Below are 26,455 nucleotides of genomic sequence, written 5' to 3' on the forward strand. Positions count from 1 at the left end.
TTACAGATTGAGATGAACTGTTTAGCCGCCAACCTAACGTCTCGATCTGTAACACGTAGCGAGGAATTTGGTCTCTAACTGTTACAGATTGAGACAAACGTCGGAATTGGTTCGCCGGTCAAGTCCCCGACCACCACAAAGGCGCATGTTCCCTTTGTGGTGATGGGTTGGCCGGCATAGAAAAAGTCCCCGCCGGGCGTGTGCTCGACGGGGACTTTGCCGTTTGATGGCTAACGCTGTAGGTGATTACTCGCCCAGCAGGCTCTTGGTGATGGAAGCGGCGGCCTTCTTGCCGGCGCCCATCGCCAGAATGACCGTAGCGGCACCGGTGACGATGTCGCCGCCGGCCCAGATGCGGGGATCGGTGGTCTGGCCGGTCTCCTCGTCGGCGACGATGTAGCCCCACTTGTTGAGCTCCATCTTGCCGCCGATCTTCTTTGCGAAGGGGTTGGCGTTGGTACCGATAGCCGAGATTGCGACGTCGCAGGGGATCTCCTCGATGGCGCCCTCGATGGGCACCGGGCGACGACGGCCGGACTCGTCGGGCTCGCCGAGCTCCATCTTCTGGACCTTGACGGCGCACACGGAGCCGTCCTCGCCAGCGACAAACTCGAGCGGGGAAACGAGCGGCAGAACCTCGACGCCCTCGGCCTTGGCGTGGTGCAGCTCGGCGCGACGGCAGGGCATCTCGTCCTCGGTACGACGGTAGGCGATGATAGCGTGCTCGGCGCCCAGACGCTTGGCGGTACGGACGGCGTCCATAGCCACGTTGCCGCCACCAAAGACGACGACGTTCTTGCCGTGCTTGGTGGGGGTGTCGTACTCGGGGAACTTGTTGGCCTTCATCAGGTTCACGCGGGTGAGGTACTCGTTCGCGAAGAAGACGTTGGGCAGGTTCTCGCCGGGGACGTTGAGGAACTTGGGCAGGCCAGCGCCGGTCGCCACGTAGATGGCGTCGAAGCCCTGCTCGAACAGCTCCTCGGCCGTGGCCATGTTGCCCACGACGGAGTTGTACTCAAACTTGACGCCCATATCCTCCAGGCCGTCAATCTCGCGCTTGACGACCGCCTTGGGCAGACGGAACTCGGGGATGCCGTAGACCAGCACGCCGCCGCCGGTAAAGAAGGCCTCAAAGACGGTGACGTCAAAGCCGTTGCGGGCGAGCTCGCCGGCGCAGGTGATGCCGGACGGGCCGGAACCGACGACGGCGACCTTCTTGCCGTTCTTGGGAGCCATCTTGGGCGTGGAGGCGAGCTCGGGGCGGTCGCCCAGGAAGCGCTCGAGCTGGCCGATGGCCACGGGCTCGGACTTCTTACCACGGATGCACTTGCCCTCGCACTGGTTCTCCTGCGGGCAGACGCGGCCGCAGATAGCGGGAAGCATGGAGTCCTCGCGGATGGTATCGAGGGCGCCGCCGAAGTCCTTCGCGCGGATCTGCTCGATAAAGCGGGGGATGTTGATGTTGACGGGGCAGCCCTCAACACAGAACGGCTTCTTGCAGTTGAGGCAGCGCTCGGCCTCGGCCAGCGCCATCTCCTCGGTGAAGCCCTTGTCGACGGGGCGGAAGTCGCAGGCGCGCTCGGCAGCCGGCTCCTCGTTATCGGGGGTGCGGGGCGACTTCATATCGGCAACGAAACGACCGTTAACTAGTGGCATGCGCAGCTCTTTTCCTCATAGGCCTTGAGGGACTCGCCCTCTTCGGAACGGTAAGCGGCCTGGCGGGCACGAAGGTCATCCCAGTCGACCAGGGTGGCATCGAAGTCGGGGCCGTCGACGCAAGCGAACTTGGTCACGCCGCCCACCTCGACGCGGCAGCAGCCGCACATGCCGGTGCCGTCAACCATGATGGGGTTGAGGGACGCGGTGATGGGGGTGTCGTACTTCTGGGCGGTGAGGGTCGAGAACTTCATCATCGGAACGGGGCCGACGCAGAAGACCTGGCTCACGGCCTTGTCCTGCAGCAGGCGCTCCAGCGGAGCGGTGACAACGCCCTGCTCGCCGTAGGAGCCGTCGTCAGTGGTGATGTGGATGTGGTCCTCGTCGAGGAGCTCGCGGAACTGGTCCTCCATGAGCAGGAGGTCCTTGGTGCGAGCGCCCATGATGGCGTGGACCTCATGACCGGTCTCGACCAGGTGCTTGGCGACCGGGAAGGCAATTGCCAGGCCGACGCCGCCGCCAATGACGGCGCAGGGGCCCTCGGCCATCTCGGTGGGAACGCCCAGCGGGCCTACGACGTCGCGCAGCGACTCGCCGGCCTCGTAGGTGGACAGCATCTCGGTGGTCTTGCCGATCACCATGAAGATGAACTCGACCCAGCCCTCGTCACCGTTCCAGCCGGCCAGGGTAAACGGGACACGCTCGCCCGTCTCATTGGCGCGAACCATGAGGAACTGTCCAGCGTGCGCATGCTTGGCGATTGCGGGCGCCTCGATGCGGAACTTGAACACCTTCTCCGAGAACTGCGTCTTCTCCAGGATCTTATACATAGAACCCCTCTCTTGTTAGGGCCGCCGAACCGTGCCTCCACGGAAATGGACGGTAGCCCGAATAAAACCGTACGCGCACAGGCGTTGTGCAGACATACGGTGCAAATTATACCCTCATGGACATGTCACTTACGTGTGTCTTCGGCTGTTGAGAGCAGGGTTTATCCACTTTGGCCTACCAAAGGGGGAGAGGTTTATTTTGGTCGGTTTTATCAGGTAAAACGGCAAAGGGGGCCGGCCTCGCGCTTCGGTGAGGCCGGCCCCCTTTGGAGCGTTGCATATGTATGGCGGCACAGGGTTTATTGCGACGCGGCATCCGCGGCGTTTCCGCATATAAAACCTGCCAAAATAAACCTGTCCCTAAATGGTAGGTTTTAGTGCTTGCCGTTGGCGGAGGCGGCACCGTTGACGTGGTCGCGGGCATAGACCACGCCGTGCACGATCGCCAGGCCGGCGGCGTCGGCCGCGCGGGCGCAGGTGTCCTGGAAATCCTCGGCCTCGCGGGCGCGCAGCTGCTTAAGAACGTAGTCGGCGACGGCCATCTTGCCGGGAGGGTTGCCGATGCCGGTGCGGATGCGGCTGAAGTCGCGGCTGCCCATCTTGTCGATGATGGAGCGCAGGCCGTTGTGACCGGCGTGGCCGCCGCCCACCTTAACACGTACGTCGCCGGCGGGAATGTCGAGCTCGTCGTGGATCACGAGCAGCTCCTCGACCTTGATCTTGTACTCGCGGCAGAGCTTGGAGATGGGGCCACCCGAGGTATTCATATACGACTGCGGCTTGACCAGCACAATCTGGCGCTTGCCGCCCTCTTCCTCGGGATCGTTGATGTTGATGAGCGCGACCTCGGCGCCGGCCTGGTTTTTCCAGTACGTGACGCCGGCCTGACGGGCCAGCTCGTCGATCGCCTTAAAGCCGGCGTTGTGGCGGGTCTCGGCATATTCCTCGCCAGGGTTGCCAAGCCCGGCAACCATGCGAATCTTAAGCGGCTGTGCAGCTGCCATATTTGTCCTTCCGTTACATAAAAAGTTTAATCAACGACAAAGGCTACCACGCCCGCCGAAGGCGAGGCTTTGCTTCAGCGAAATCCCACCAGACAAAAGCGCGGCCGCGGCAGAGCGAGCCGTCGGAACAGAAGAAACCCCCGCGCGACCTTTGCGAAGCAAGGGGGAGCGCGGGGGTTTCTTCTGTTCCGACGGCGATGCGCCGGGTTGCAAGGACGATGCGACTACAGCGCGAAGTCGCCGCCGACGAGCGTGGAGACGGGCTCCTCGTGGTAAACGGCGGAGATGGCCTGAGCGAACTCCTCGGCGACCGAGATGGTCTTGATCTTGCCGCCGACCTCGACGGGAATGGCGTCGGTGACGAGGCACTCGACGATCGGGGCGTCGTTCAGACGCTCGATGGCCGGACCGGAGAAGATACCGTGGGTGGCGCAGACGTAGATATCGCCAGCGCCCATAGCCTTGAGCTCCTTGACGTTGGCGCACAGGGTGCCAGCGGTGTCGATCATGTCGTCGTTGATGATGCAGGTCTTGCCCTTGATGTCACCGATGATGCCCATGACCTCGGCGGCGTTGTGGCGCGGACGGCCCTTGTGGGCGATGGCCAGGTCGCAGCCGAGCATGTCGGACAGCTTCTTGGCGGCCTTGGCGCGACCCACGTCGGGGGAGACGACAACCAGGTTGTCGGTGTCGAAGTGCATGTCGTTGTAGTACTGGCCAAACAGCGGCAGCGCGGACAGGTGGTTAACCGGGATATCGAAGAAGCCCTGGATCTGGCCCTGGTGCAGGTCGAGGGTGATGATGCGGTTGACGCCGGCGCGCTCGAGCAGGTTGGCGACGAGGCGGGCGGTGATGGGCTCACGCGGGCCGGCCTTGCGGTCCTGGCGGGCATAGCCGTAGTGGGTGATGACGGCGGTGATGGAGCGGGCGGATGCGCGCTTGGCAGCGTCGGTGGCGATGAGCAGCTCCATGAGCATGTCGTTGACGTTGCCGCCGGCCACGGACTGAATCAGGAAGACGTCGGCGCCGCGGACGGTTTCGTCGTAGCGGGCGTAAATCTCACCGTTGGCGAACTGCTTTAGCGTAAGGCCCGAAAGCTCGACCCCAAGGTACTCAGCGATCTTCTGAGCGAGGGGACGGTTGGAGGAACCGGAATACACGCGGATGGACTTGCGCATATTCTCCGACTTCTCGGGATCATTAATCGGCATTACCCTTCTCCTTTATATCGAATGCCATATAGATGCCTTGTTGCATTGTAACCGCGCGGCGGGGTTTATCGAGTCTTGATAACGTCTTTACCGCCAACGGACACGAACCGACCACTCATCCGGCCGCGCAGGTCACGATAGAAAAAGGAGCCGCCCCCCATGGAACAGCTCCTTAGATGCTTGGTAAAACGTTATGCCTTGTCGTCCTCGTGCAGGCGGCGGCGGTAATTGGCGGCCCAGCCCTCAATATTTACCTGACGGGCGCGGCCCAGACCGAGTGCGTCTGCCGGGACCGGCTCGGTGATGACGGAGCCGGCGGCCACGAGCGCGCCGTCGCCGATCTGGGCGGGCGCGACCATCATGGTGTCGGAACCGATGAAGGCGTCCTTGCCGATGACGGTCTTGTGCTTGTGCACGCCATCGTAGTTGCAGGTGATGGAGCCCGCGCCCACGTTGACACCGGAGCCCATGGTGGTGTCGCCGATGTAGGACAGGTGCGGCACCTTAGAGCCCTCGCCGATCGTGGACTTCTTGATTTCCACGTGCGTGCCGGCCTTGGAGCCGTCGAGCATGTGGGTGCCCGGGCGCAGGTAGGCGCGCGGGCCGCAGTCGACGCCGTTCTCGATGACGGCCTCGATGGCGATGGTCTCATCGATGGTGCAGCCGCTGCCGACGGTGGTGTCGGTGAGGCGACTGTTGGGGCCGAGCTGGCATTCCTCGCCCACGGTGACGTGGCCGATCAGATGCGTCTGCGGCCACACGACGGTGTCGCGGCCGATAACGGCGTCGGGGCCGATCCAGGCCTGCGTGGGATCGATGAACGTGACGCCCTCGGCCATCCAGTGCTCGTTGATGCGGTCGCGCGCGATGGCGGTGAGCTGCGCGAGCTGGATGCGGCTGTTGACGCCCAGGCCGTCGCGGTAGTCATCGCAGTGGAAGATGGAGACCGCCTGGCCGTGACCCTTGAGGATTTCGAGCATGTCGGGCAGATAGTACTCGGACTGCGCGTTGTCGTTGCCGATCTCGTTGATGTGGGCGGCGAGCTGCGCGCCGTCGAAGGCGTAGCAGCCGGCGTTGCACTCCAGCAGCGTGGCGGCCTGCTCGGGCGTGCAGTCCTTCTGCTCGATGATGCGCTCGATCTGGCCGTCGGCGCCCAGCTTGATGCGGCCGTAGCCAAAGGGGTCGGGCGGGGTCATGGTCATGACGGTGCAGGCGAGCTCGCCGGTGGCGACGGTCTGCGCGAACTTGGCGACGGTGTCGGCGGTGATGAGCGGCAAGTCGCCGTTGAGCACGACGACGGGGCCTTGCGTGATGCCGCAGGCCTCGAGCGCGACCTTCACGGCGTGGCCGGTGCCCAGGCGCTCGGTCTGCTCGACGCACTCGACCTTGGTGGCGCTGCTGGCGTAGGCGCCGTCGATGAGGGCGCGCATCTCGTCGGCGTGGCTGCCGATGACGACCACGACGCGGCTGCAGCCGGCCTTGATGGTGGCGTCGACGATCCACTGAACCATGGGCTTGCCCAGGATCTTGTGCGAAACCTTGCAGTGGTTCGACTTCATGCGGGTGCCCTCGCCGGCAGCGAGGATAATTGCGGTTGCGTCCATGTGATCTCCTGTTACGTTATAGAGACGTGTGTTTGGAAACGATACACGGCGCAATATGATACCGCAGGCATATGTTGAGCGCGTAGCGATTGGCTCATGGCGGCCGATGTCGGTGCCGCCGGCGTGGCGTTTGCGCTGCTTGCGTGCGGCGTTGGCGGTGCTGCGGAGCTGTCGTTTGAGCGAGGGGACGGGGGTGCCCGTGGACAACATACAAGAGGAGTTTGGCGGCGAGCCCGTCGCGGCATTCTCGATGTCGCATCCGGCTGTGCCGGCCCTCTACATGGTGCTGACGCTGGGGCTCACCATGTTCTCGATGCAGCCGGTGCTGATTGCGCTGTCACTTGCGGGCGGGCTGGCGTATGGATTTGCGACGCGCGGGGCTGCCCGCACGCTGGGCGCACTCCGCTGGCAGCTGCCGGTGATTTTGATTATCGCGCTGGTCAATCCGCTGTTTAGCGCCTCGGGCTCGACGGAGCTGTTCCGTATTGGCATGCGCGCGGTGTATCTGGAAAGCATGGTATACGGCCTGTGCATGGGCGGGCTGTTTGTGGCGAGCGTGCTGTGGTTTGAGGCCGCGGCGTCGATGCTCGAATACGACAAGGTGCTCGCGCTGCTGGGCAATGCCGCACCGGTGATTGCGCTCATGATCTCGATGTGCATGAGGCTTATCCCACAGTTTTTACGCCGCGGTCGTACGGTGCTGGCGGTGCAGGATGCGATTGATGTGCCGGGCCGCGCGCCCACCGATCCCGTGCGATCGCGCCTGCGGGCGTCGAGCGTGTTGATGGGCTGGGGCATGGAAGATTCGCTGGAGCGCGCGGACGCCATGCGCTCCCGTGGGTGGGGCGCCGCGACGCGTCGAACGACGTATGCGCGGTATCGGCTGGGGCGCGGCGATGTTGCCGCGCTGGTCGGGCTTGCGCTGTTTGGTGCTGCCGCGGTGGCCGTGGCGGCGACCGCGACGACGCAGTATTCGTTTTATCCGCAGCTCTCGGTGCCGGCGCCGTGGCTGGGCTATGTCGTGTACGCTGCCTGGATGATGCTGCCTTGCGCATTGCACGCGATTGATGAGAAGAGGTTTGGCTGATGGCTCGGTTGGACAGGGGCCCGGTGTCGGGCGCTGCGTGCGGCCCGGATATGCCAGCGATTGAGGTGCGGAGCCTGAGCTTTGCCTACCCCGATGCTGATGCTGCGGTGCTCGAGGGGCTCGACTGGTCTGTTCCCCAAGGTGCATTTGCGCTGCTTGTTGGCGGTACCGGATCGGGTAAGTCGACGCTGCTGTCGCTGCTCAAGCCCGAGATCGCTCCGGTGGGCGAGCGCACTGGCGATGCGCGCGTGCTGGGCGAGCCCGTCGCCGACATGGATGTGCGGGCATCGGCGGAGCGCGTGGGTTATGTGTTCCAGGATCCCGAGAACCAGATCGTGTGCGAGGCCGTGTGGCACGAGATGGCGTTTGGCCTGGAAAACTTAGGCATGTCGCGTGACGAGATGCGCCGTCGCGTGGCCGAGACCAGCTATTTCTTTGGGTTGGAGGATTGGCTCCACCGCGATACCGATACGCTTTCGGGTGGCCGCAAGCAGCTGCTGTCGCTTGCCGCCGTTCTGGCGCTGCGCCCGCACGTGCTGCTGCTCGACGAGCCCACGTCTCAGCTCGATCCCGTTGCCGAGAAGAATTTCCTGCACGCGCTGTTTCGTGTGAATCGCGAGCTGGGCTGCACGGTTGTTGTGGCGACGCATCAGCCGCGCCCAATGCTCGAATACGCGACGTGTGCGTACCGGATTGAGGATGGCCGCGTGCACGAGGCGGCGGATATGGCATCTTTGGGACGCCGAGAATCGCTGTTTTCCGATGACACGTTGGGGTGGGGTGCCATCCGATGTGCAAAAAACGGAGTATTCAGCAGGCGTGAGGACAATTTGGGCTCTCTGGAGCCGCCCGGGGACGTATCGAGCGCGAAAAAAAGTTCAGAATTGGACAAATTGTCCGAATTTGTGGCGCAAACGTCGCTCGAGAACGGCTTGGAAGCCTTCTCGCGCACGGATGGAAGCAGAATACTCCAAAAAATGCACGTTGGGTCGGCTACCACCCTGTCGGAAGGTTGGTTTCGCTACGATCGAGCGTCCGGCTGGGTGTTGCGTGGGCTCGATGCGTCGTTTTCGGCCGGTGCGGTGCATGCGGTTGTTGGCGGTAACGGCTGCGGCAAGTCGACGATGCTCTCGGTGCTGGCGAAGACCGCCAAGCTGCAGCGCGGCCGCATGGTGCGCGGAGCGGCCTCGGCGGCGCTGCTGCCTCAGAATCCCAAAGCATTGCTGGTTGCCGAGACGGTTCGCGATGAGCTGATGGAATGGGCCTCGACCTGCGGATATGACGAGAACTTGGCGCGGGAGCGTGCGGCGAGCTTGGGGTTGTCGGGTCTGGATGGACGCCATCCGTACGATCTTTCGGGCGGGCAGCGTCAACTGCTTGCATTGGCAAAACTGCTGCTAATCGGCCCCGAACTGCTATTGCTCGATGAGCCCACCAAGGGTCTAGACCTGTTCAGCCGCCGCACCATCGCCCGCGCCCTGCGTGACCATGCGAAGGCTGGCGGCACCATCATCATGGCTACGCACGATTTGGACTTTGCCGAGCAGGTAGCCGACGACGTCGCCATGATGTTTGACGGCGAGATTGCCTGCATGGAGTCCCCGGCCGACTTCTTTGCCGACAACGTGTTCTATAGGGCGTGATGGGATGACGGACTGTCGTTTCTCGCGTTTGCTTGCAAAACTGGAGATCCCGCTGTTGTTGGCGGTGCCGGCGGTGATGGCTGCCGCGTTGCTGGCGGGTGTTGAGCAGGCGGCGTTGGCCATGCTGATTGTGGTGGCGCTGGTGCTCGCGCTGTTCTTTGCGGGTTACGAGGCATCTCGTCCGGGCTTGCGCCAGATTATGCCCACGCTGGTGCTGGCGGCACTGGCGGCGGCGGGGCGCATTCTGTTTGGGCCCATTCCCGACTTTAAACCGGTGAGCGCCATCGCCATTATCGCGGGGGCGACGCTTGGTCGCCGCAATGGTTTTATGGTCGGTGCGTTGGCGGCGCTGACCAGCAATTTCTTTTTTGGGCAGGGCATGTGGACGCCGTGGCAGATGTATGCCTGGGGCCTGGTTGGCTATGTTGGCGGCGCGCTGGCGTACGCGGGTGCGTTCGACCGCGCCGACGGCACCGTGCGATTGCCGGCGCTGATGGCGTATGGCTTTGCGTCGGGCTTGCTGTACGGCGTCGTGATCAATGCGTATGACATCATCGGTTTTGTGCAGCCGCTCACCTGGGCAGGCGCCGTAGCGCGTCTTGCCACGGCGGTGCCATTCGATATCACGCACGGCTTTGCGACCTGCGTGTTTTTGGCCGCCTTGTACAAGCCTTGGTGCCGTCGCATTAACCGTGTCGTCGTGAAATACGGACTGTAGGGCATTTCGCGTTCCCACACGAACTTGCGGTGGAATAGTTCTCGTTTTTGGCTATTTGCTGCCCAAACAGGAACTACTCCACCGCAACTTATAGGGGGAGAGGGGTCACATGATCTGTTTTCCTCTGTCCCCCAGGAATTGCTTGGCGCTAGAGCTCTAGCGTGAGGGTGACGGGGCAGTGGTCGCTGCCGAAGATATCGCCGCGGATGCCGGCGTCGCGCACGTTGCCGGCGATTGCGTCGCTCACCAGGAAGTAATCGATGCGCCAGCCGGCGTTGTTCTTGCGGGCATTAAAGCGATAGCTCCACCAGCTGTAGACACCCTCGACGTCGGGGTTTGCCGCGCGCCAGGTATCGGTAAAACCGGCGTCGAGCAGCTCGGTAAACTTACCACGCTCTTCGTCCGAAAAGCCTGCGTTGCCGCGGTTGGACTTGGGGTTCTTAAGGTCGATCTCTTCGTGCGCTACGTTAAAGTCGCCGCAGGTCACCACGGGCTTGCCGGTCTCGCGCTCAAGCGCGCTCAAAAAGCCGCGATAGGCATCGTCCCAGGCCATGCGCACATCGATGCGCGCGAGCTCGTTTTGGGCGTTGGGCGTATAGACATCCACAAACCAGAACTTGTCGAACTCCAACGCGCAGACGCGGCCCTCGGTTGCGGCTTGGGCGACGAGCTCGGCCGCCTCGCCCTCGCCGGCGTAGGGTAACAGCGCGTCGGCGTGCAGCACGCGCAGCGGTTCCTGGCGGCTAAAGACCGCAGTGCCCGAATAGCCTTTACGCTCGGCGTAGCTCCAGGTTTGGCGATAGCCGGGCAGGTCAATATCAACCTGGCCTTCTTGCAACTTGGTCTCTTGCAACGCCAGGATATCGACGTCGAGTTCTTGCGCGATCTGGATAAAGCTCGGGTCCTTTTTGAGCACGGCGCGCAGGCCGTTGACGTTCCACGAGGCGAAAGTGTAAGTCTGAGGCATGGTGTCCTTTCGACGGGGTTGGCAGGCTTAAGATTAGCGCAACAGGGGCGGTGGTGGGCACCGCGCGTGCTGACCCAAAGGCCGCATGCTGGGACATCGCCCGACGCTGCCCGACCAACAAGGACGGAGGACTCATATGACGCAGGCGATAACGGACTCCAAACAGGCCTCCGCCGCGCTGGCGGAGCTGTTCGGCACCCACAAGCGCGTGGTCTTCTTTGGCGGCGCGGGCGTTTCCACGGCGAGTGGCATCCCCGATTTCCGCAGCGTGGACGGCCTATATCACCAACAGTTTGCCTGCCCGCCCGAGACCATGCTCTCGCATAGCTTTTACGAGGCGCATCCGGCCGAGTTCTTCGACTTCTACCGCACCAAGATGATTGCGCTTGGCGCCAAGCCCAACCGCTGCCACACCAGGCTGGCCGAGCTGGAGCGCGCCGGCAAGCTGAATGCCGTGGTGACGCAAAATATCGACGGCCTGCATCAGATGGCCGGCTCGCAGCGCGTGTTCGAGCTGCATGGCTCGGTCCACCGCAATGTCTGCCAGACGTGCGGCGCAGTCTACAGCGCCGAATGGATTTGCTCGCGCGAGCACGAGGACGCCGCGGGCGTGCCCGTGTGTCCTGCGTGCGGCGGGCGCATTAAGCCCGATGTGGTGCTCTACGAAGAGCCGCTCGACGAGCATGTGTTGACCGGTGCCGTTGCCGCCATCGCCGCGGCCGATGCCCTCATCGTGGGCGGGACCTCGCTCGTGGTGTATCCGGCGGCGGGCCTTACGCGTTACTTTACCGGCGATACGCTGGCCATTTGCAACCTTGCTCCCACCGATCAGGATGCAAATGCCGACCTGCTGATTTCTTGCGACATCGCGGCCGCGTTTGCGTTCTAGCCCGCGCGCGCGGATACAATAGAAAGACTGAGTGCAAAGCGACCCCGCCGCCAGCTCCCCAAGCTCGGCGGCGTGGGCATTTTAGGAGGATGTTCATGGCGAACGACAGCAAGACATGGCGGTGCGGAAAGTACGAGCTCAGCTTTGACCGTCCGCGCATCATGGGCGTCCTCAACGTGACGCCCGATTCGTTTAGCGATGGCGGGGAGCACTTCGACCCGGATGCCGCCATCGAGTACGGCCTGGCGATGCTCGACGCCGGCGCCGACATCATCGACGTGGGCGGCGAGTCCACGCGCCCCGGCTTTACCCCGGTCAACCCCGACGAAGAGGCTCGCCGCGTGCTGCCCGTGGTGCGCGCGCTGGCCAAGGAGGGCGCCATCGTCTCGATCGACACGCGTCATGTGGCGGTTGCCAAGGCGGCCGTGCGCTGCGGCGCCTCGATCGTCAACGACGTGACCGGCTTCACCGATCCCAAGATGGTCGAGTTTGTTAAGACGAGCACCTGCGGCGTCATCGTGATGCATGCCGGCGAGGTCGCCGCGCCCACCCGCACGCACGCAACGGTGCAGCTCGATACCTCGGCAGCGGCGTTTGTTGCCGAGAAGGCGCGCGAGGCGGCTGCCGAGGCCGCGCGTGAGGCCGAGAAGCCGGCTCGCCGCCGTCGCGGCAAGCTGCTGGGTGAGCCCAAGGTTGAGGCCAAGCTTCCGGGCGGCGTGGTGCAGCCCTCGTTGCCGTTTGGCGAACCGGAGCCCACGTCCGAGCCCGCAACCGAGCTGGGGCAGGAGACGCCGGCCGCCGAGCAGGTTGCTGCCGCCGAGACCGTCGCGCCCGCGCCCGAGGCCGCGCCCGCAGCCACCGAGGTCGCATCGGAGTCCAATGACCACCTGGCAGCCATGATGCGCCGCAGCGCCCGCCGCGAGGAAGCCTACGTGCCCACCTCGCAGCTCCGCCGCTTCACCCTGCCCGATTCGGCGCCCATCATGCGCCGCGTTATGGGCTTTCTGTCCGACCAGGCCCGCACGCTCATCCATGCCGGCGTGTCTCGCGACCGCATCTGCATCGATCCTGGCCCGGGCTTTGGTAAGACGGCCAACGAGGACATCGTCATCCAGCGCGAGACCGCCAAGATGGCCTCGCTGGGCTATCCGCTCATGTGCGCCGTGTCGCGCAAGCGCTTTGTGGGCGCTGTCTCGGGCGTGACCGAGGCCGCCGAGCGCGATGCCGCCACGTTTGGCGTGTGCCTGGGCGCCATCCAGGCCGGCGCCAACATCGTGCGCGTACACGATGTCGCCGGCTTCGCGCAGTTCCTGAACGGTTATTGGGCCGTTGCCAAGCCGCAGCCGCGCCGCGCGTTTGTGGCCGTGGGCTCCAACCTGGGGCATCGCTGCGACAACATCCGCGCCGCGCGCGACATTATCGCCGAGATTCCGCTCACCTGCGTGTCCAACTGCTCGCGCATCTACGAGAGCGAGCCGGCCTACGAGACGCGCCAGGACGCGTTTGCCAACGCCGTCATCGAGATTAAGACCGAGCTGGCGCCGCTGGTGCTGCTCGACGAGCTTATGAAGATCGAGGCCGAGCTGGGCCGCGACCGTTCCAAAAAGGCCAAGGCCAACGGCCCGCGCACCATCGACCTGGACCTGCTGTGGATGGACGGCGAGACCCACGGCGGCAAGAAGCTGCGCCTGCCGCATCCGCTGATCGGCGAGCGCGACTTTGTGCTGGTGCCGCTCGAGGACCTAATGCACGACCCGGCGCGGTTCTTCCGCTACAACGGCGTCGAGGTCAAGGAGCCCGAGGACCGCGTGGGCCATATCGTGGGCGAATTGGGGCGTATGTAGATGATCGAGATGAATGCTGTTGCCGCCGGTACCGAGCTCGACGCGGCGCGTGACGCGGGCCGCGAGGGCTTGTCCGCGGGCTGGTGCGCGTGGAGTGCGGGCGATGCATCGCTGACGTTTTCGCTGGTCGTGCGCCCCGATGTGAACATGCACGCCTTCCACGGCCTGCCGTTTGTGGCCGCGATGGGCATGATGGACGCGCTCGTGGGAACGGCTGCAGCATCGGGGCTGGGCCTTGCCGGCAAGGTGGGCATCCAGTGGCCGAGTGACATTGTGTGCGGCGCGCCTGCGTTTGAGACGTCGCTCGCGCGCGTCGCCGTCAACGGCGGTGCCGGTGCCGCGGGCATGTTCGGTGCCGTGACGGTGGATATTGAGCGTTCGGCACTGAGCGAGCTCGGTGTAGATGATGCCGACGAAGTGCTGGTCGAGGCGCTGGCCGCGGCGGCGCTCGCTCGCGTTGACGCCTGGGCGGCTGTTGCCAACACGCCGCAGGGTGCCGCTGGTCCGCTGGCCCCGGTGCTGGGCGAGTACTTCGACATGGTGCCGCTGCTGGGCCGTCAGGTCGCGGCGGTATCGCCCAACGGCCTGCCGCTCGCAGTCGGTGTGTTTGCGGGCCTGGACATCTGGGGCCGCGCGACCATCAAGACCGACGCCGGCGAGCAAGAGTTTCCGCCCGAGGCCGTACGGATTCGCGGGCTGTAGCGCGAGGCGTTCGCGCCCAAAGACAACGATGACAACAAGACCCTCCTCGGCCTGCACCGGGGAGGGCTTTCGCGTGACTGCAGGGTGGCATCTCGGTTCTATTCCTCAAAACTGAAAATCTTTCGATTTTGAGGAATAGAATTAAGCCAGCTCGGCCTTTAGCGAGGTATATTCGTTACAGAGTCTATTCCTCAAAACTGAAAAATTTTCTTTTTTGAGGAATAGCGATAAAAGACCGCAGGGAGGCGTCAATGAAACTCATCAATAGAACGTCATATATGGACACGTTGACGAGCCTTATTGGCGTGCCGGACATCAAGGTCATAACGGGCATTCGCCGTAGCGGTAAGTCAAAATTGCTCGAGGCCCTCCGCGATTACGTGGAGGCAAATCTGTCCAATTCGAATGTCATCCATATCAATTACAACCTCGACGAGTTCGAGGGCCTGCTCGAATATCATGCCCTGCTCGCCTATGTAAAAGAGCATCGAGTGCCCGACAAGCAAAACTTCCTGCTTATCGACGAGGTTCAGATGTGCGACGGCTTTGAACGTGCGATCAACAGCCTCCATGCATCCGAGCAGTACGACATTTTCATTACCGGATCGAACGCCTTTTTGCTGTCGAGCGATCTGTCGACGCTCTTTACGGGGCGCACGTTCGAGATTGAGGTGTTCCCGTTCTCGTTTGAGGAGTATCGTTCTTACAGCGATGGAGGCGAGGTCGACCGCGACTTCGATGAGTACGCGAGGACCGGCGGCATGTCCGGCTCCTACCCTTATCCGTTGCAGGAGCAGCGTTATCAATATCTCTCCAATGTCTTTAAGACCCTTATTGTGAGAGATATCGTGCAGCGACATAACGTGAGAAACGAATCGGCGCTGCTGCGCATTGCCGATTACATGATGGACAACGTTTCCAACATTACGTCGGCACGCAACATTACGGATGTTTTGAATGCGGATGGGCTAAAGATAACGAACAAGACGGTCGGCGCGTACATGGGGTACCTGTGCGATGCGTTTGCCTTCTATAAAGTTCGTCGATATGACATTCGCGGCAAGAAATACCTTAAGAGCGGCGAGAAGTATTACCTGGCAGACCATGCGTTCAAATACGCGCTGCTCGGTACACGCGATATGGACTGGGGTCGCGTGTACGAGAACATGGTGGCCATCGAGCTGCTGCGCCGCGGATATGAGGTATACGTCGGCGTACTCTATAAAAAGGAAATAGACTTTGTAGCAATCAAGCGAAGCGAGAAGCTCTACATTCAGGTGAGCGACGACATCAGCTCGGATAAGACATTTGAACGCGAGATTTCACCACTGCTGAGCATTGGCGACGCGTACCCCAAGATGATTCTCGCCCGCACGCATCACGAGGCCACGGACCGCAATGGGGTGCAGATCGTGGACCTGGCGAGGTGGCTGTGCGACGAGGCCTAGCAGAAAGCCCTATTCCTCAAAACTGAAAAATATTCGTTTTTGAGGAATAGGATCGATGCGTTGCCTAGTTCGCCCCTCGCGCTCGTGCTTAGGTCCCCGTCCTACCCCAGCTCCTGCATGCGGCGGTAGATTTCGCAGATACCCTTGATGGTGAGCTGGCCGTCGACTATGTCGAAGGCGTCGGTCGAATCGGCGACGATGCTGGCGAGGCCGCCCGTGGCGATAACGGTGGCGTCCTCGCGCCCCAGTTCGCGCTTCATGCGCGCGACCAGGCCCTCGGCCATGGCGGCGGCGCCCGTTACGGCGCCGACCTTGATGCACTCCTCGGTATCGCGGCCGATGGCGTGCCCGGGCGCCTCGAGCGGAACGCTGGCGAGCTTGGCGGCTCGGGCGGCGAGCGCGTCCATCGAAATGCGGATGCCCGGCGCAATCGCTCCGCCAATGTAATAACCGTCCTCGTCGATGACGTCGATATTGGTCGCGGTGCCAAAGTCCACCACGATCGCCGGCGCGCCGTAGAAGGTTTCGGCAGCGACGGCGTTGGCGATGCGGTCGGCACCAACGGCCTGGGGGCGCGCCGCCCGCAGCTTGGTCACCGCGGCCGTCTGCGGCCCGATGACGATGGCGTCCGCGGCAATGCGGTCGGCCACGGCGTGCCACTCGCGCGAGAGCTGCGGCACCACGCCCGCAAAGGCGATTGCGTCGACCGCGTCGAGCGAAAGGCCGTACATCTTAAAGAAACCCATCAGGCGCACATGGATCTCGTCGGCGGTATAGGAGCGGTCGGTGGGCATGCGCCACGACTGCACCAGCTCGTTTCCGTCAAACAGACCCATGGCCGTCTGCGTGTTTCCCATATCGATAGCGAGCAGCATGTCTACTCCCAGTGTTGGCATAAAAGGACGCGCACCATTGTATACGCGCCGCCGACGGCGCTCGGCTGCGATTCGTTTACGCTGATATGGACTGAGGGGTTTAAATATGAAGGAATTATGCTCTACGAGATTTTCCTTGCCGTTTACCGAACTCCCACGTAATATTCTTTCTTGCGCACATGAGGCGCCCAGACATTGCGGGGTGGAGCAGTCTGGTAGCTCGCCGGGCTCATAACCCGGAGGTCGTAGGTTCAAATCCTGCCCCCGCGACCAAGAACTTGCAGCTCGTCGGCCTAGCCGGCGAGCTTTTTTGTTATTCCGGGACTGTTTTCTCAGCCCAATTCTCAGCCTCCCAAACAAAATCTCGATCTGTAACATCTAGACCCGATTTGGACGGCCAGGTGTTACAGATCGAGATGTTTCGGCAGGACGGTCTTCGTTTGTCTAAATCTGTAACACGAGGGACGGATTTTGCCGAGTTGTTGTTACAGATTGAGATCTTTCGGCAGGCCAGATTGGTTTGTCTCGATCTGTAACAGTAAGGGGCCAAAAGTCGGTCTAGATGTTACAGATTGAGATGTTTGGTCGGACCGAATTTGTTCGTCTCGATTTGTAACATCTAGGGTCGTTTTTGGCCTGTAGGTGTTACAGATCGAGATTTTCCGACGGAACGCTTCCGTTTGTCTCGATCTGTAACAGGTGGAGGCCAAAAGTGGGTCTAGATGTTACAGATCTAGATTGTTGGGGATGGGTTGAGAGGAATGTCTCGATCTGTAACAGTAAGACCCGGTTTTTGCCGAGTAACTGTTACAGATTGAGACAAACCGACGGGCCGCCCCGCCCCATCCACCTGCCGCCACCTGATATTCGCCGATTTCCGTTGCGCTGCTGTATTCCCATGCCATATCCTCTAGACAACTACGCGGCAACATCGCCGCCGCGCCTACAAGAGAGGAATGTCCATGACCGCACCTGCATCCAAGCTGCTCCAGCCCATTACGGTTGGCCCCCTTGAGCTCAAGAACCGCATTATGTTCCCGCCGCTGACCACCGGCTACGAGGAGCGCGACGGTTCCATTGGCGAGCGCAGTCTGGCTTTTTACGAGCGCCTGGCCCGTGGCGGCGTGAGCTACATCGTCATCGGCGACGTCGCTCCCGTCATGACCGCGAGCCCCACGCCCAAGCTGGCGACCGACGCCCAGATCCCCACGTTTAAGGCGCTGGCCGACACCGTTCACAAACACGGCGCCAAGGTCGCGCTGCAGCTGTTCCACCCCGAGTACGACGTGCCCGGTGTCGGCCGCATGGTCATGGGCTCCATGGCCGCCGCCAAGGCCGCGCAGGAGGCCAAGGCCGCCGGCGACGAGGAGACCTTTGCCGCCAAGATGGCCGAGTCCAACGAGATTCGCAATCAGGCCTACGCCAAGCTGCACCACGACATGCAGCACTTTGTGAACGAGGCCAGCGTGGAGCAGCTCACCCAGATCAAGGAGGCCATCGCCGCCTCGGCCGCCCGCGCGCAGCAGGCCGGCATCGACGCCATCGAGGTCCACGGCGACCGCCTGGTGGGTTCGTTGTGCTCGGCTATCCTCAACCAGCGCACCGACGAGTACGGCGGCTCGTTCGAGAACCGCGTCCGCTACGCGCTCGAGGTCGTCGCTGCCATTAAGGAAGCCGCGCCGCAGCTGATGGTGGAGTACAAGCTCCCCGTGATCATGGAGAACCCCGACGGCACGCCGCGCGGCAAGGGCGGCCTGCAGCCCGACGAGGCCTGCGAGTTTGCCAAGCTGCTTGAGGGCGCGGGCATCGATATGATCCAGGTCGCACAGGCCAACCACACCGGCAACATGGGCGACACCATTCCGCCCATGGGCGCCATGCCCTACAACTGGACGCTGCCCGTGGCCGAGCGCGTTAAGGCCCTGGTCTCCGTGCCGGTGGCAACCGTCGGCCGCGTGGTCTCGGTCGAGGCCGGCGAGAAGATTCTGGAAGACGGCGCCGCCGACATCATCGCCTACGGCCGCTCGCTCATGTGCGACCCCGACATTGCGCTGAAGGCCGCCACGGGCGAGCCCATCCGCGAGTGCCTCAACTGCAACAAGGGATGCGTCGACGCGATTCAAAACCGCAAGTACATCTCGTGCGTGCTCAATGCCGAGAACGGCGACGAGGCGACCATCGCCATCAAGCCGGGCGAGGGCGACAAGAAGATCGCCGTGGTGGGCGCCGGTATTGCCGGCCTGGAGGCCGCACGCGTGGCGGCCAAGCGCGGTTACGATGTGACCGTCTACGAGGCGAGCGATCACGTGGGCGGCCAGATTGTGCTGGCGGCCGCGCCTCCGCGCAAGGACGAGATCATGCGCTCGGTGGAGTACTACGAGAAGATTCTGCCCGGCCTGGGCGTGAAGGTTGAGCTCAACCATGCCGCTACCGCTGAGGACCTCAACGCCGCTGACGCCGCGATTGTGGCCGTGGGCGCGCACGATGTGGTCATTCCCGTACCCGGCGCCGACTCGGAGAAGGTCGTCTCGAGCTGGGACGTGCTGGCCGGCAAGGCGGAGCTTACGGGCCGCGTCGCCGTTATCGGCGGTGGCCTGGTGGGCACCGAGACTGCCGAGTACCTGCTGCAGCACGGCTGCGAGGTGGCGATCGTCGAGATACTCGACAAGATTGCCGCGGGCGAGTCCGAGACCATTCTGCCGCTGATTATGAGCGACTTTGCAGAGCACAACGTGGAGCAGCATGTTAAGACCCGCCTGACCGCCATTACCGACGAGGGTGTGGAGGCCATTCGCACCACCGAGGACGGCGCCGAGGAACCGGTGAAGATCGCTTGCGATTACGTGGTGATGGCCGTGGGCTCCAAAGCCAACGCGTTTGATCTGGATGGCGTGACGGTGCCCGTGACCTGCGTGGGCGACTGCTCGGGCGAGCGCACCGCCGATATTGCGAGCGCCATTCGTACGGCATATCACGCGGCAAACGAGCTGTAGTTGAACACCGCGGCCAGGCGGGGCGGTAGCACGGATCCGTCTCGCCCGGCTGTGTCCCGTCGGGTGTCAACCGGTGCGGGGCCTGCAAGCGTAGCAGGTCCCGCCCTTTTTGTTTTGCTCCGGTGGATGGCAATGCGCGGTAATCATGAGGAGTGAGGACGTCTGCTGCCTTGCAGATCACTCAAAATTATTGGGGGAGGGGTTAATAACTATATCCTCTATACCAAAGGACATAAAGAGATGCCAATTTTGTTGACAAGCGAATGACGATTAGCTGCGAGTCAGCTACCAGCGTAAATAATCGATAAAGAAATGTCGTAATTTGGTGCCAAATGCCCAGATAACGCCGCGTCTATTTTAATTAACTGCTTTGAGCAAACAGTAAAATGCTACTATCTAACTTGCACGTAAGAAAGCAGATTAACGGTTAAGGCTAAGAAGTGGCAGGTATGTCGGAAGCAACAAGGACTCGCACGCATGCGCCTGAGGTCAGGCAGCGCGCCGTCGAGATCCTCCAAGAGGGGGTCGGTCATCGCGCCCTCGCCGCGGAGCTTGGCATTCCCCAGGCCACGGCTCGTCAGTGGGCCCGCGCGTATGCCGTGGGCGGTGCCGACGCCGTTCTCAACGCCGGTTCGCATCATCACACCTATTCATACGAAGTTAAGCTCGCCGTGGTCAAGGACCGCTTGGAAAACGGCTTGACGGTTCGCGAGGCCATGATCAAGCACAAGATTCCCAGCGAGTCTTCGGTCAAGGCTTGGTGCCGTCAGTACCGCGAGAGCGGTGAGTCCGCACTGGTCGATAAGCCGCGCGGTCGCAAGCCGCGCGTTAAAAAGGCGGAATAGCAAACGGGATGGTGCGCCCACAGGGCGCATTTTTCTTGCCGCGCCAACTTTTTGGACCGGCGCGAGCCTGTCGGGACATCCTCCAAAGTGGTCAATAAACTGCGCGCAGTGGCCCGCGCGCCTGTCGCTGCGATAGGGGGAGCGTCGCCTCTCTGCTCCAAAGCGGACGTGCCCTTGCCCCGTACGCCTAAAACTCCCCAGTTGACCGAAAACCCGCCGCCGCTACTCCTCAATTGAGCTATAACGTTAAACAATTGCAGCGTTTTTGCATGGGGGAGTGATGGTATGACGCTACTGTATTTCCTTACCCTGTTTCCGCTGGTACCGGCGCTGGGCATGCTGCTCGCGCGCGGTGACCGCGCCCGCGATGCGGTGGGGCTTGTAGGCTCCGGCATTATTATGGCGGTGACAGTTGTAGTCGCCGTCTTGTTTTTTGGCACGGGTCCGCAGAGCTTTGAGGTTGCCCCCGGCACCTCGCATGTGCTCTCGATCATCAGCTCCGTCATCGACGTAATTCTGTGCGCCGTCATCCTGTACAACGCGCACAAATATAAGAGCGTGCTTACCACGGTGCTCGGCATAGTCCAGCTGGTGGGCTCGCTCGTCTTTGCGGCCATGACGCTGCCTGCGGCCGAAGCCGTCACGGCGACGCCGCTCTACCTAGACTACATGAGCGTGATCATGGTCCTCGCCGTCGGCATCGTCGGCAGCCTTATCTGTATCTACGCTTTGGGCTACATGAAGGACTTCCAGGCCCATGATGAGCACGAGGCCGCGCTGCGCGGGCAGACCGCGCCCGACCGTCGTCCGCAGTTCCTGGCGCTTATGTTCCTGTTCCTCTCGGCCATGTTCGTCATCGTGACGAGCGACAACCTTGAGTGGCTATTCTGCGGCTGGGAAATCACCACCGTGTGCTCGTTCCTTATGATTGGCTATACGCGCACGCCCGAGGCCATCAAGAACGCCTTTACCCAGATCATTCTCAACATGCTGGGCGGCATCGCGTTTTTGGCCGGACTCATGTACCTGCACGTTAACGGCATGCCGCTGACCATCTCGGGCATGATCGAGCTTTCCGGCGCCGGAACCGCGCAATCCGCGCTGCTGGTGATGCCGGTCATTCTGCTGTCGCTCGCCGCCCTTACCAAGGCCGCGCAGATGCCGTTCCATAGCTGGCTGCTCGGTGCCATGGTTGCCCCCACGCCCACGAGCGCCCTGCTGCACTCGTCCACCATGGTCAAAGCCGGCGTGTTCCTCATGGTCAAGCTGAGCCCGCTCTATGCCATCTATCCCGTGACCGGCTTTATGGTCACGAGTGTGGGTGCCATCACGTTTTTGCTCGCTGCCCTCATGGCCATCTCGCAGAGCAACGCCAAACGTGTGCTCGCGTACTCCACCATCTCCAACCTGGGCCTCATCAGTGCCTGCCTGGGCGTCGGCGCGCCCGAGGCCGTATGGGCGGCCATCTTCCTGATCCTGTTCCACACGGTGGCCAAGTCGCTGCTGTTCCTGTGCGTGGGCACGGCCGAGCATCATATCGGCAGCCGCAATATCGAGGACATGGACGGTATGTTCAGCCGCATGCCGCATCTGACGCGTCTGATGATGCTGGGCATCATGGGCATGTTCGTGGCGCCGTTTGGCATGCTCGTGTCCAAATGGGGCGCCCTGGTGGCATTTGCCCAGACCGGCAACGTGCTCATGATCATGGTGCTGGCCTTTGGCTCGGCCGCGACGTTTTACTTCTGGGGCAAGTGGCTTGCCAAGCTTTCGGGCGTTGACCCCACGGCTCAAAACGTTGAGGTCAATGTCCATAAGACCGAATGGATGGCGCTCAACACCATCGCCGCGCTGCTGATTCTGTGCTGCGTGGCGTTCCCGGTTATCTCGAGCGGTCTGGTGTCGCCTTACTTGGCCATGGTGTTTGGCCGCGTGCCGTACGTTATCGGCAAGGACGCCATGTATCTGATGGTGGTTATCGTGGCGTTTATCGCCGTGGTGCTGCTGACTTCATTCCGCGTGAGCAATAAGCCGCACGTCAACGTATATCTTTCGGGCGTGGGAACCGACAATTACCGCCATTTCCGCGGCTCGATGGGACACGAGGTGAAGGCCGAAAAGCGCAATTGGTACTCGGAGGACGCCCTTGGCGAGAAGCGTATTGGCCCCGCGGGTAGCGTCGTGTGCTGCAGCATTATCGTGTTTGCGCTGCTGTGTTGCGCGTGGATTGGGCCCGAGCGGCTTGCCATGAGCGCGCCCTCGGTGCTGCGCGGCAAGTATTTTGAAGGCTCGGGCGTCGTGGGCATATTTATTGGTACCGTGGTGTTTGCCCTGCTAGCGCCGCTTGCGGGCGGCCTGATCGACGGCGTTGACCGTAAGCTTTCGGCTCGCATGCAGGGCCGCGTGGGCCCGCGCCTGCTGCAACCCTTCTACGATGTGGCCAAGCTCCTGCGCAAGGCCCCTGCCAGCGTAAACACCATGGACGATACCTACATGGCGTGCGCGCTCATCTTTACCGTGGTGGGCGGCGGCATCTTTGTGTCGGGCTCCAACACGCTGCTGTGCGCCTTTATGGTTACCCTCGCCGCGATCTTTGTGGTGCTGGCGTCCGCCTCGACGCAAAGCCCGTTTGCCCAGGTCGGCGCCGACCGCGAGCTGCTGCAGGTCATGAGTTACGAGCCCGCCGTTCTGCTGATGAGCGTGGGCCTGTACCTTGCCACCGACAGCTTCGATTCCATCGCCGTGACGGGGCAGTCGGCCCCCATCATCGTGTACAGCGCGCCCATTTTCCTCGCGCTGCTCGCGGTGCTTACCATCAAGCTGCGCAAGTCGCCGTTCGATCTTTCGTACTCGCACCACGCGCATCAGGAGATTGTCCAGGGCGTCGCCACCGAGATGAGCGGCGGCACGCTGGCCAAGATGACCCTTATGCACTGGTGCGAGACCGTACTGTTTTTGATGTGGGTGGGCATGTTCTTTGTTTGGGACAACCCCGTGAGCTGGCTGGTCGCCCTGGTCGTGATGGCTGCGACGTATTTTGTCGAGGTGCTGATCGACAACACCTTCGCCCGCAGCACCTGGCGCAGCTGCTTTAAGCTCGGCTGGGGCGTGGCGCTGGTGTTTGGCCTGCTCAACCTTATGCCCATCCTCGTCGACGTGTTTATTTAGGAGGCGGCGTTTATGGATTATAAAATGTCGCGCTCGCCGTGGGTTATTCATTACGACGGCTCGAGCTGCAACGGATGCGATATCGAGGTGCTGGCCTCGCTCACCCCACTGTTCGATGCGGAGCGCTTTGGCGTGGTCAACACCGGCAACCCCAAGCATGCGGACATCTTTTTGGTGACGGGCTCGGTCAATGCCCAGAACCTGCCCGTCGTGCGCCAGATCTACAACCAGATGCTCGAGCCCAAGTGCGTGGTGGCCTGCGGTATCTGCGCGTGTTCGGGCGGCGTGTTCCGTGATGCCTACAACGTGATCGGCGGCGTGGACCGCGCGATTCCCGTGGATGTGTACGCGCCCGGGTGCGCCATTCGCCCCGAGACCGTGATCGACGCCATCGTTGAGGCGTGCGGCATTCTGGACCAGAAAGAGGCCGTGATGCGCGCCGGCGGCGACCCGCTCACCGTGGGCGGTGCCGCCACCTGGGATGGTGGCGTTGAGCTGGGCGAGGACGGGTTTGTGGCTGCGGGGGTCGGCGACGCCCCTGCCGGGAAGCCTGCCGCGCCCGCCGCTGCAAAGGAGGCCGAGTAATGCAAAAGGCAATCTATACCACCGTCGGGATCGATGAGCTGTTGCCGCATGTGCAAGCGCTCAAGGGCGTCGGCGCGCGCTTTGTGCAAATGCACGCCGAGCGCAACGTCGACGACGGTTCGTATCGCTTGGTCTATACGTTTATCAACGTCCGCGCCGCGCAAGAGCAGATTGCGCGGGACGGAAACTATGCGATTGAGAACCTGGTAGTCGAGGGCATCGACCAGTACCAGGAGATTCCGTCCATCAGCTCGTACTATCCGGCGGTATTCCCGTTTGAGAACGAGGCACATGACCTGTTTGGTCTTGCCATCGCTGACATGCAGGTCGACTTTAAGGGCTTTTTCTACCAGGTCTCGACTGCCGAGCCCATGAGCGTCATCACGCCCGAGGTGAAGGCTGCGCGAGAGAAAGCCATGAAGGTCCGTGCCGCCGCCGAGGCCAAGGCGCGCAAGGCTGCGGCCGAAAAGGCCGCCGCTGCGGGGGAGGGCGCTGGCGATACTGCGGGCGCTGCCGTCGCTCAGCCCGCTGCGGCTGCCGGCTCCGATGCTCAGCACGATGAAGCTGCTGCCAAGGCCGCGCTCAAGGCCGCCGAGCTGGAAGCAAAGCTCGCCGCCATGGATCCCGAAAAAGCGGCCAAGGTCCGCGCGGCGCTTGCCGCCAAGGCTGCCCGCGACAAGCAGAAAAAGGAGGCGTAAGGTCCATGGCACATCGCTCCGTTATTCCGTTTGGCCCGCAGCACCCGGTGCTGCCCGAGCCGCTTCATCTGGACCTGGTGATCGATGACGACCGCGTCATCGAGGCAATTCCGCAGATCGGCTTTGTGCACCGCGGGCTCGAGAAACTCACCGAAAAGCGCGACATGCATCAGTTTGGCTACATCGCCGAGCGCATCTGCGGCATCTGCGCCGTGGGCCACAGCTGCGGCTATGCCAGCGCCTGCGAGCGCATGCTCGACATCGAGGTGCCCGGCCGCGTGCAGTACATCCGCACCATTTTGCACGAGCTTTCGCGCATTCACTCGCACCTGCTGTGGCTGGGCCTGCTCGCCGATGCTTTTGGCTTCGAGGCGCTGTTCTATCGTTCGTGGACCCTGCGCGAGCAGATTCTCAAGATCTTCGAGAGCACCTGCGGCGGCCGCGTGATCCTTTCGATTAACGAGATCGGCGGCCTTAAGCACGACATTGAGGACTCCGAGCTGGCGGGTATTGTCCAGACGCTCGACGCCATGCGTCCCGACTACGAGGCCCTGGTGCATACGTTTTTGGACGACAATAGCTGCGGCGAGCGCCTGCACGGCGTGGGCGTGATCAGCAAGAAAGACGCGCTGGAGCTTTCGATGGTCGGCCCGTTCGGCCGCGCCTCGGGCGTGGACTACGACGTGCGCATGTTTGGCGACGGTGCCTATGCGGATCTGGCCGCGTTTGAGCCCATCGTGGCGACCGACGGCGACTGCTATGCCCGCTGCCAGGTGCGTTGCGCCGAGGTCACGCAGGCCATGGACATCATTAAGGAGCTTGTGGGCAAGATTCCGCACGACGGTATCGGCGGGCGCACCAAGCTTACGCCGGCCGACGGCGCGCGCGGCGAGGTTGTGATTGAGCAGCCGCGCGGCGAGGCGTACTACTATGTGCGCGGCAACGGCACCAAGAACCTGGACCGTTTCCGCGTACGCACGCCGACGTCGCAAAACCTGGCGGGTCTGACACATGCGCTGCAGGGCGTGCTCCTTGCCAACGTGCCCATGATTATCCTGACCATCGACCCCTGCATTAGCTGCACGGAAAGGTAGGCGCGGCATGAGTTTACTGACATTTGCCAAGACGGCCTTGGGTTCTATGGTCAAGCAGCCGGTCACGGTTTGTTATCCGCAGGAGAAGCTGACGGCGCCCGAACGCTTGCGCGGGCATATCGTCAATGACATGGACGTGTGCATTTGCTGCGGCATGTGCGCGCGGCGTTGCCCGGCGGGCGCGCTCGCGGTCGATCGTAAAGGCGGTACCTGGTCGATCGACCCGTATGCCTGCGTGGTGTGCGGCGAGTGCATCGAAAGCTGCCCCAAGCACTGCCTGAGCATGGACACCGCCCGTATTCCAGTTGCGGCGGATAAGACTCCCACGGTAGAAACCAAGCTGGAATAGCGCTGGAACAGGGGCCGGTGGGGCAAAAATGCCCCACCGGCCCCGCGCGTGAACGCGCGGTTGGGCCGCCACGAACAAAACTATGCCGGTTTACGGAGCTGGATAGCGAACCTCCGACCATACGGAAAATCACAAAAACAAAACCGACGCTCCTATAAGTTGTCAAGAGGCAGTTTGCGGGAGCGCTCTCTCCAATTCGCACAGGAGCTCGTAATACCTCCTCTCCAGTTTCGTCGACCGCCGTC

The 26,455-nt window shown here is 62.3% G+C and carries 21 protein-coding genes and 1 tRNA gene; 15 read left to right on the forward strand and 7 right to left on the reverse strand.

The window, feature by feature from the left end; translation table 11 throughout:
* Nucleotides 1–246: 246 nt before the first annotated feature.
* The 5 genes from gltA to glmU all read right to left on the reverse strand — a co-directional run bounded on the left by gltA (nucleotide 247) and on the right by glmU (nucleotide 6,305).
* Nucleotides 247–1,656 carry an NADPH-dependent glutamate synthase gene (gene gltA / locus PGW49_RS07970; RefSeq protein WP_022094914.1) on the reverse strand — a complete coding sequence of 470 codons (1,410 nt, stop codon included), beginning with the start codon at nucleotides 1,654–1,656 and terminating at the stop codon, nucleotides 247–249.
* Nucleotides 1,647–2,486, reverse strand: coding sequence for a sulfide/dihydroorotate dehydrogenase-like FAD/NAD-binding protein (locus PGW49_RS07975; protein WP_006235793.1), 840 nt, complete (start codon nucleotides 2,484–2,486; stop codon nucleotides 1,647–1,649). Before PGW49_RS07975 ends, gltA begins: the two co-directional genes overlap by 10 nt.
* 374 nt (nucleotides 2,487–2,860) lie before the next feature.
* On the reverse strand, nucleotides 2,861–3,490 hold the full coding sequence (pth, locus tag PGW49_RS07980) for an aminoacyl-tRNA hydrolase (RefSeq protein WP_270226191.1): 630 nt from the start codon (nucleotides 3,488–3,490) through the stop codon (nucleotides 2,861–2,863).
* 224 nt (nucleotides 3,491–3,714) lie between these two features.
* A complete protein-coding gene (locus PGW49_RS07985; RefSeq protein ID WP_022094252.1) occupies nucleotides 3,715–4,701 on the reverse strand; it encodes a ribose-phosphate diphosphokinase in 987 nt (328 codons plus the stop codon).
* Nucleotides 4,702–4,892: 191 nt separating this feature from the next.
* The gene (gene glmU, locus PGW49_RS07990; RefSeq protein WP_270226192.1) at nucleotides 4,893–6,305 is read right to left on the reverse strand and encodes a bifunctional UDP-N-acetylglucosamine diphosphorylase/glucosamine-1-phosphate N-acetyltransferase GlmU; all 1,413 of its coding nucleotides are present in this window, start codon (nucleotides 6,303–6,305) and stop codon (nucleotides 4,893–4,895) included.
* A gap of 199 nt (nucleotides 6,306–6,504) precedes the next feature.
* On the opposite strand from glmU, the gene PGW49_RS07995 reads away from it, so the two are divergent.
* Genes PGW49_RS07995 through PGW49_RS08005 form a run of 3 tightly spaced genes read left to right on the forward strand, consistent with a single transcriptional unit; the run spans nucleotide 6,505 to nucleotide 9,753 of the window.
* On the forward strand, nucleotides 6,505–7,392 hold the full coding sequence (locus PGW49_RS07995) for an energy-coupling factor transporter transmembrane component T (RefSeq protein ID WP_270226193.1): 888 nt from the start codon (nucleotides 6,505–6,507) through the stop codon (nucleotides 7,390–7,392).
* Between the two features lie 50 nt (nucleotides 7,393–7,442).
* Entirely contained in the window at nucleotides 7,443–9,035 is a 1,593-nt protein-coding gene (locus PGW49_RS08000) for an ABC transporter ATP-binding protein (RefSeq protein WP_270226194.1), read from the forward strand.
* A gap of 4 nt (nucleotides 9,036–9,039) precedes the next feature.
* Nucleotides 9,040–9,753 carry a DUF6580 family putative transport protein gene (locus PGW49_RS08005; protein WP_270226195.1) on the forward strand — a complete coding sequence of 238 codons (714 nt, stop codon included), beginning with the start codon at nucleotides 9,040–9,042 and terminating at the stop codon, nucleotides 9,751–9,753.
* 148 nt (nucleotides 9,754–9,901) lie between these two features.
* On the opposite strand, the gene PGW49_RS08010 is transcribed toward PGW49_RS08005, so the two are convergent.
* Nucleotides 9,902–10,720 carry an exodeoxyribonuclease III gene (locus tag PGW49_RS08010; protein ID WP_117746195.1) on the reverse strand — a complete coding sequence of 273 codons (819 nt, stop codon included), beginning with the start codon at nucleotides 10,718–10,720 and terminating at the stop codon, nucleotides 9,902–9,904.
* A gap of 136 nt (nucleotides 10,721–10,856) precedes the next feature.
* Here PGW49_RS08010 and PGW49_RS08015 point away from each other — a divergent pair, with 136 nt between their 5' ends.
* From PGW49_RS08015 to PGW49_RS08030, 4 genes are all read left to right on the forward strand, one after another.
* The gene (locus tag PGW49_RS08015; RefSeq protein ID WP_270226196.1) at nucleotides 10,857–11,609 is read left to right on the forward strand and encodes an NAD-dependent protein deacylase; all 753 of its coding nucleotides are present in this window, start codon (nucleotides 10,857–10,859) and stop codon (nucleotides 11,607–11,609) included.
* A 95-nt stretch (nucleotides 11,610–11,704) separates the two neighbouring features.
* Nucleotides 11,705–13,453, forward strand: coding sequence for a dihydropteroate synthase (gene folP, locus PGW49_RS08020; RefSeq protein ID WP_270226197.1), 1,749 nt, complete (start codon nucleotides 11,705–11,707; stop codon nucleotides 13,451–13,453).
* Nucleotides 13,454–14,155, forward strand: a complete 702-nt coding sequence (locus PGW49_RS08025; RefSeq protein ID WP_270226198.1) for a hypothetical protein — start codon at nucleotides 13,454–13,456, stop codon at nucleotides 14,153–14,155.
* 251 nt (nucleotides 14,156–14,406) lie between these two features.
* Nucleotides 14,407–15,603: an ATP-binding protein gene (locus PGW49_RS08030; RefSeq protein ID WP_270226199.1), complete on the forward strand. Its 1,197-nt coding sequence runs from the start codon at nucleotides 14,407–14,409 to the stop codon at nucleotides 15,601–15,603.
* A 101-nt stretch (nucleotides 15,604–15,704) separates the two neighbouring features.
* On the opposite strand, the gene PGW49_RS08035 is transcribed toward PGW49_RS08030, so the two are convergent.
* Entirely contained in the window at nucleotides 15,705–16,478 is a 774-nt protein-coding gene (locus PGW49_RS08035; RefSeq protein WP_270226200.1) for a type III pantothenate kinase, read from the reverse strand.
* Between the two features lie 196 nt (nucleotides 16,479–16,674).
* Between PGW49_RS08035 and PGW49_RS08040 the strand changes: the two genes are divergently transcribed.
* From PGW49_RS08040 to PGW49_RS08075, 8 genes are all read left to right on the forward strand, one after another.
* A tRNA-Met gene (locus PGW49_RS08040) sits at nucleotides 16,675–16,751 on the forward strand.
* Nucleotides 16,752–17,440: 689 nt separating this feature from the next.
* A complete protein-coding gene (bilR, locus tag PGW49_RS08045; protein ID WP_270226201.1) occupies nucleotides 17,441–19,471 on the forward strand; it encodes a bilirubin reductase, long form in 2,031 nt (676 codons plus the stop codon).
* Nucleotides 19,472–19,920: 449 nt separating this feature from the next.
* On the forward strand, nucleotides 19,921–20,316 hold the full coding sequence (locus PGW49_RS08050; protein WP_089573462.1) for a helix-turn-helix domain-containing protein: 396 nt from the start codon (nucleotides 19,921–19,923) through the stop codon (nucleotides 20,314–20,316).
* 285 nt (nucleotides 20,317–20,601) lie between these two features.
* Nucleotides 20,602–23,484, forward strand: a complete 2,883-nt coding sequence (locus tag PGW49_RS08055; RefSeq protein ID WP_270226202.1) for a proton-conducting transporter transmembrane domain-containing protein — start codon at nucleotides 20,602–20,604, stop codon at nucleotides 23,482–23,484.
* 12 nt (nucleotides 23,485–23,496) lie between these two features.
* Nucleotides 23,497–24,069 carry an NADH-quinone oxidoreductase subunit B family protein gene (locus PGW49_RS08060; protein ID WP_270226203.1) on the forward strand — a complete coding sequence of 191 codons (573 nt, stop codon included), beginning with the start codon at nucleotides 23,497–23,499 and terminating at the stop codon, nucleotides 24,067–24,069.
* Nucleotides 24,069–24,767, forward strand: a complete 699-nt coding sequence (locus PGW49_RS08065; protein WP_270226204.1) for an NADH-quinone oxidoreductase subunit C — start codon at nucleotides 24,069–24,071, stop codon at nucleotides 24,765–24,767. Before PGW49_RS08060 ends, PGW49_RS08065 begins: the two co-directional genes overlap by 1 nt.
* Before the next feature lie 5 nt (nucleotides 24,768–24,772).
* On the forward strand, nucleotides 24,773–25,861 hold the full coding sequence (locus PGW49_RS08070; RefSeq protein ID WP_270226205.1) for a hydrogenase large subunit: 1,089 nt from the start codon (nucleotides 24,773–24,775) through the stop codon (nucleotides 25,859–25,861).
* A 7-nt stretch (nucleotides 25,862–25,868) separates the two neighbouring features.
* Entirely contained in the window at nucleotides 25,869–26,210 is a 342-nt protein-coding gene (locus PGW49_RS08075) for a 4Fe-4S dicluster domain-containing protein (RefSeq protein WP_270226206.1), read from the forward strand.
* Nucleotides 26,211–26,455 lie beyond the last annotated feature (245 nt).

It is taken from the genome of Collinsella aerofaciens (assembly GCF_027679495.1).
In the GTDB taxonomy this organism is placed as follows: Bacteria; Actinomycetota; Coriobacteriia; order Coriobacteriales; family Coriobacteriaceae; genus Collinsella; species Collinsella aerofaciens_AK.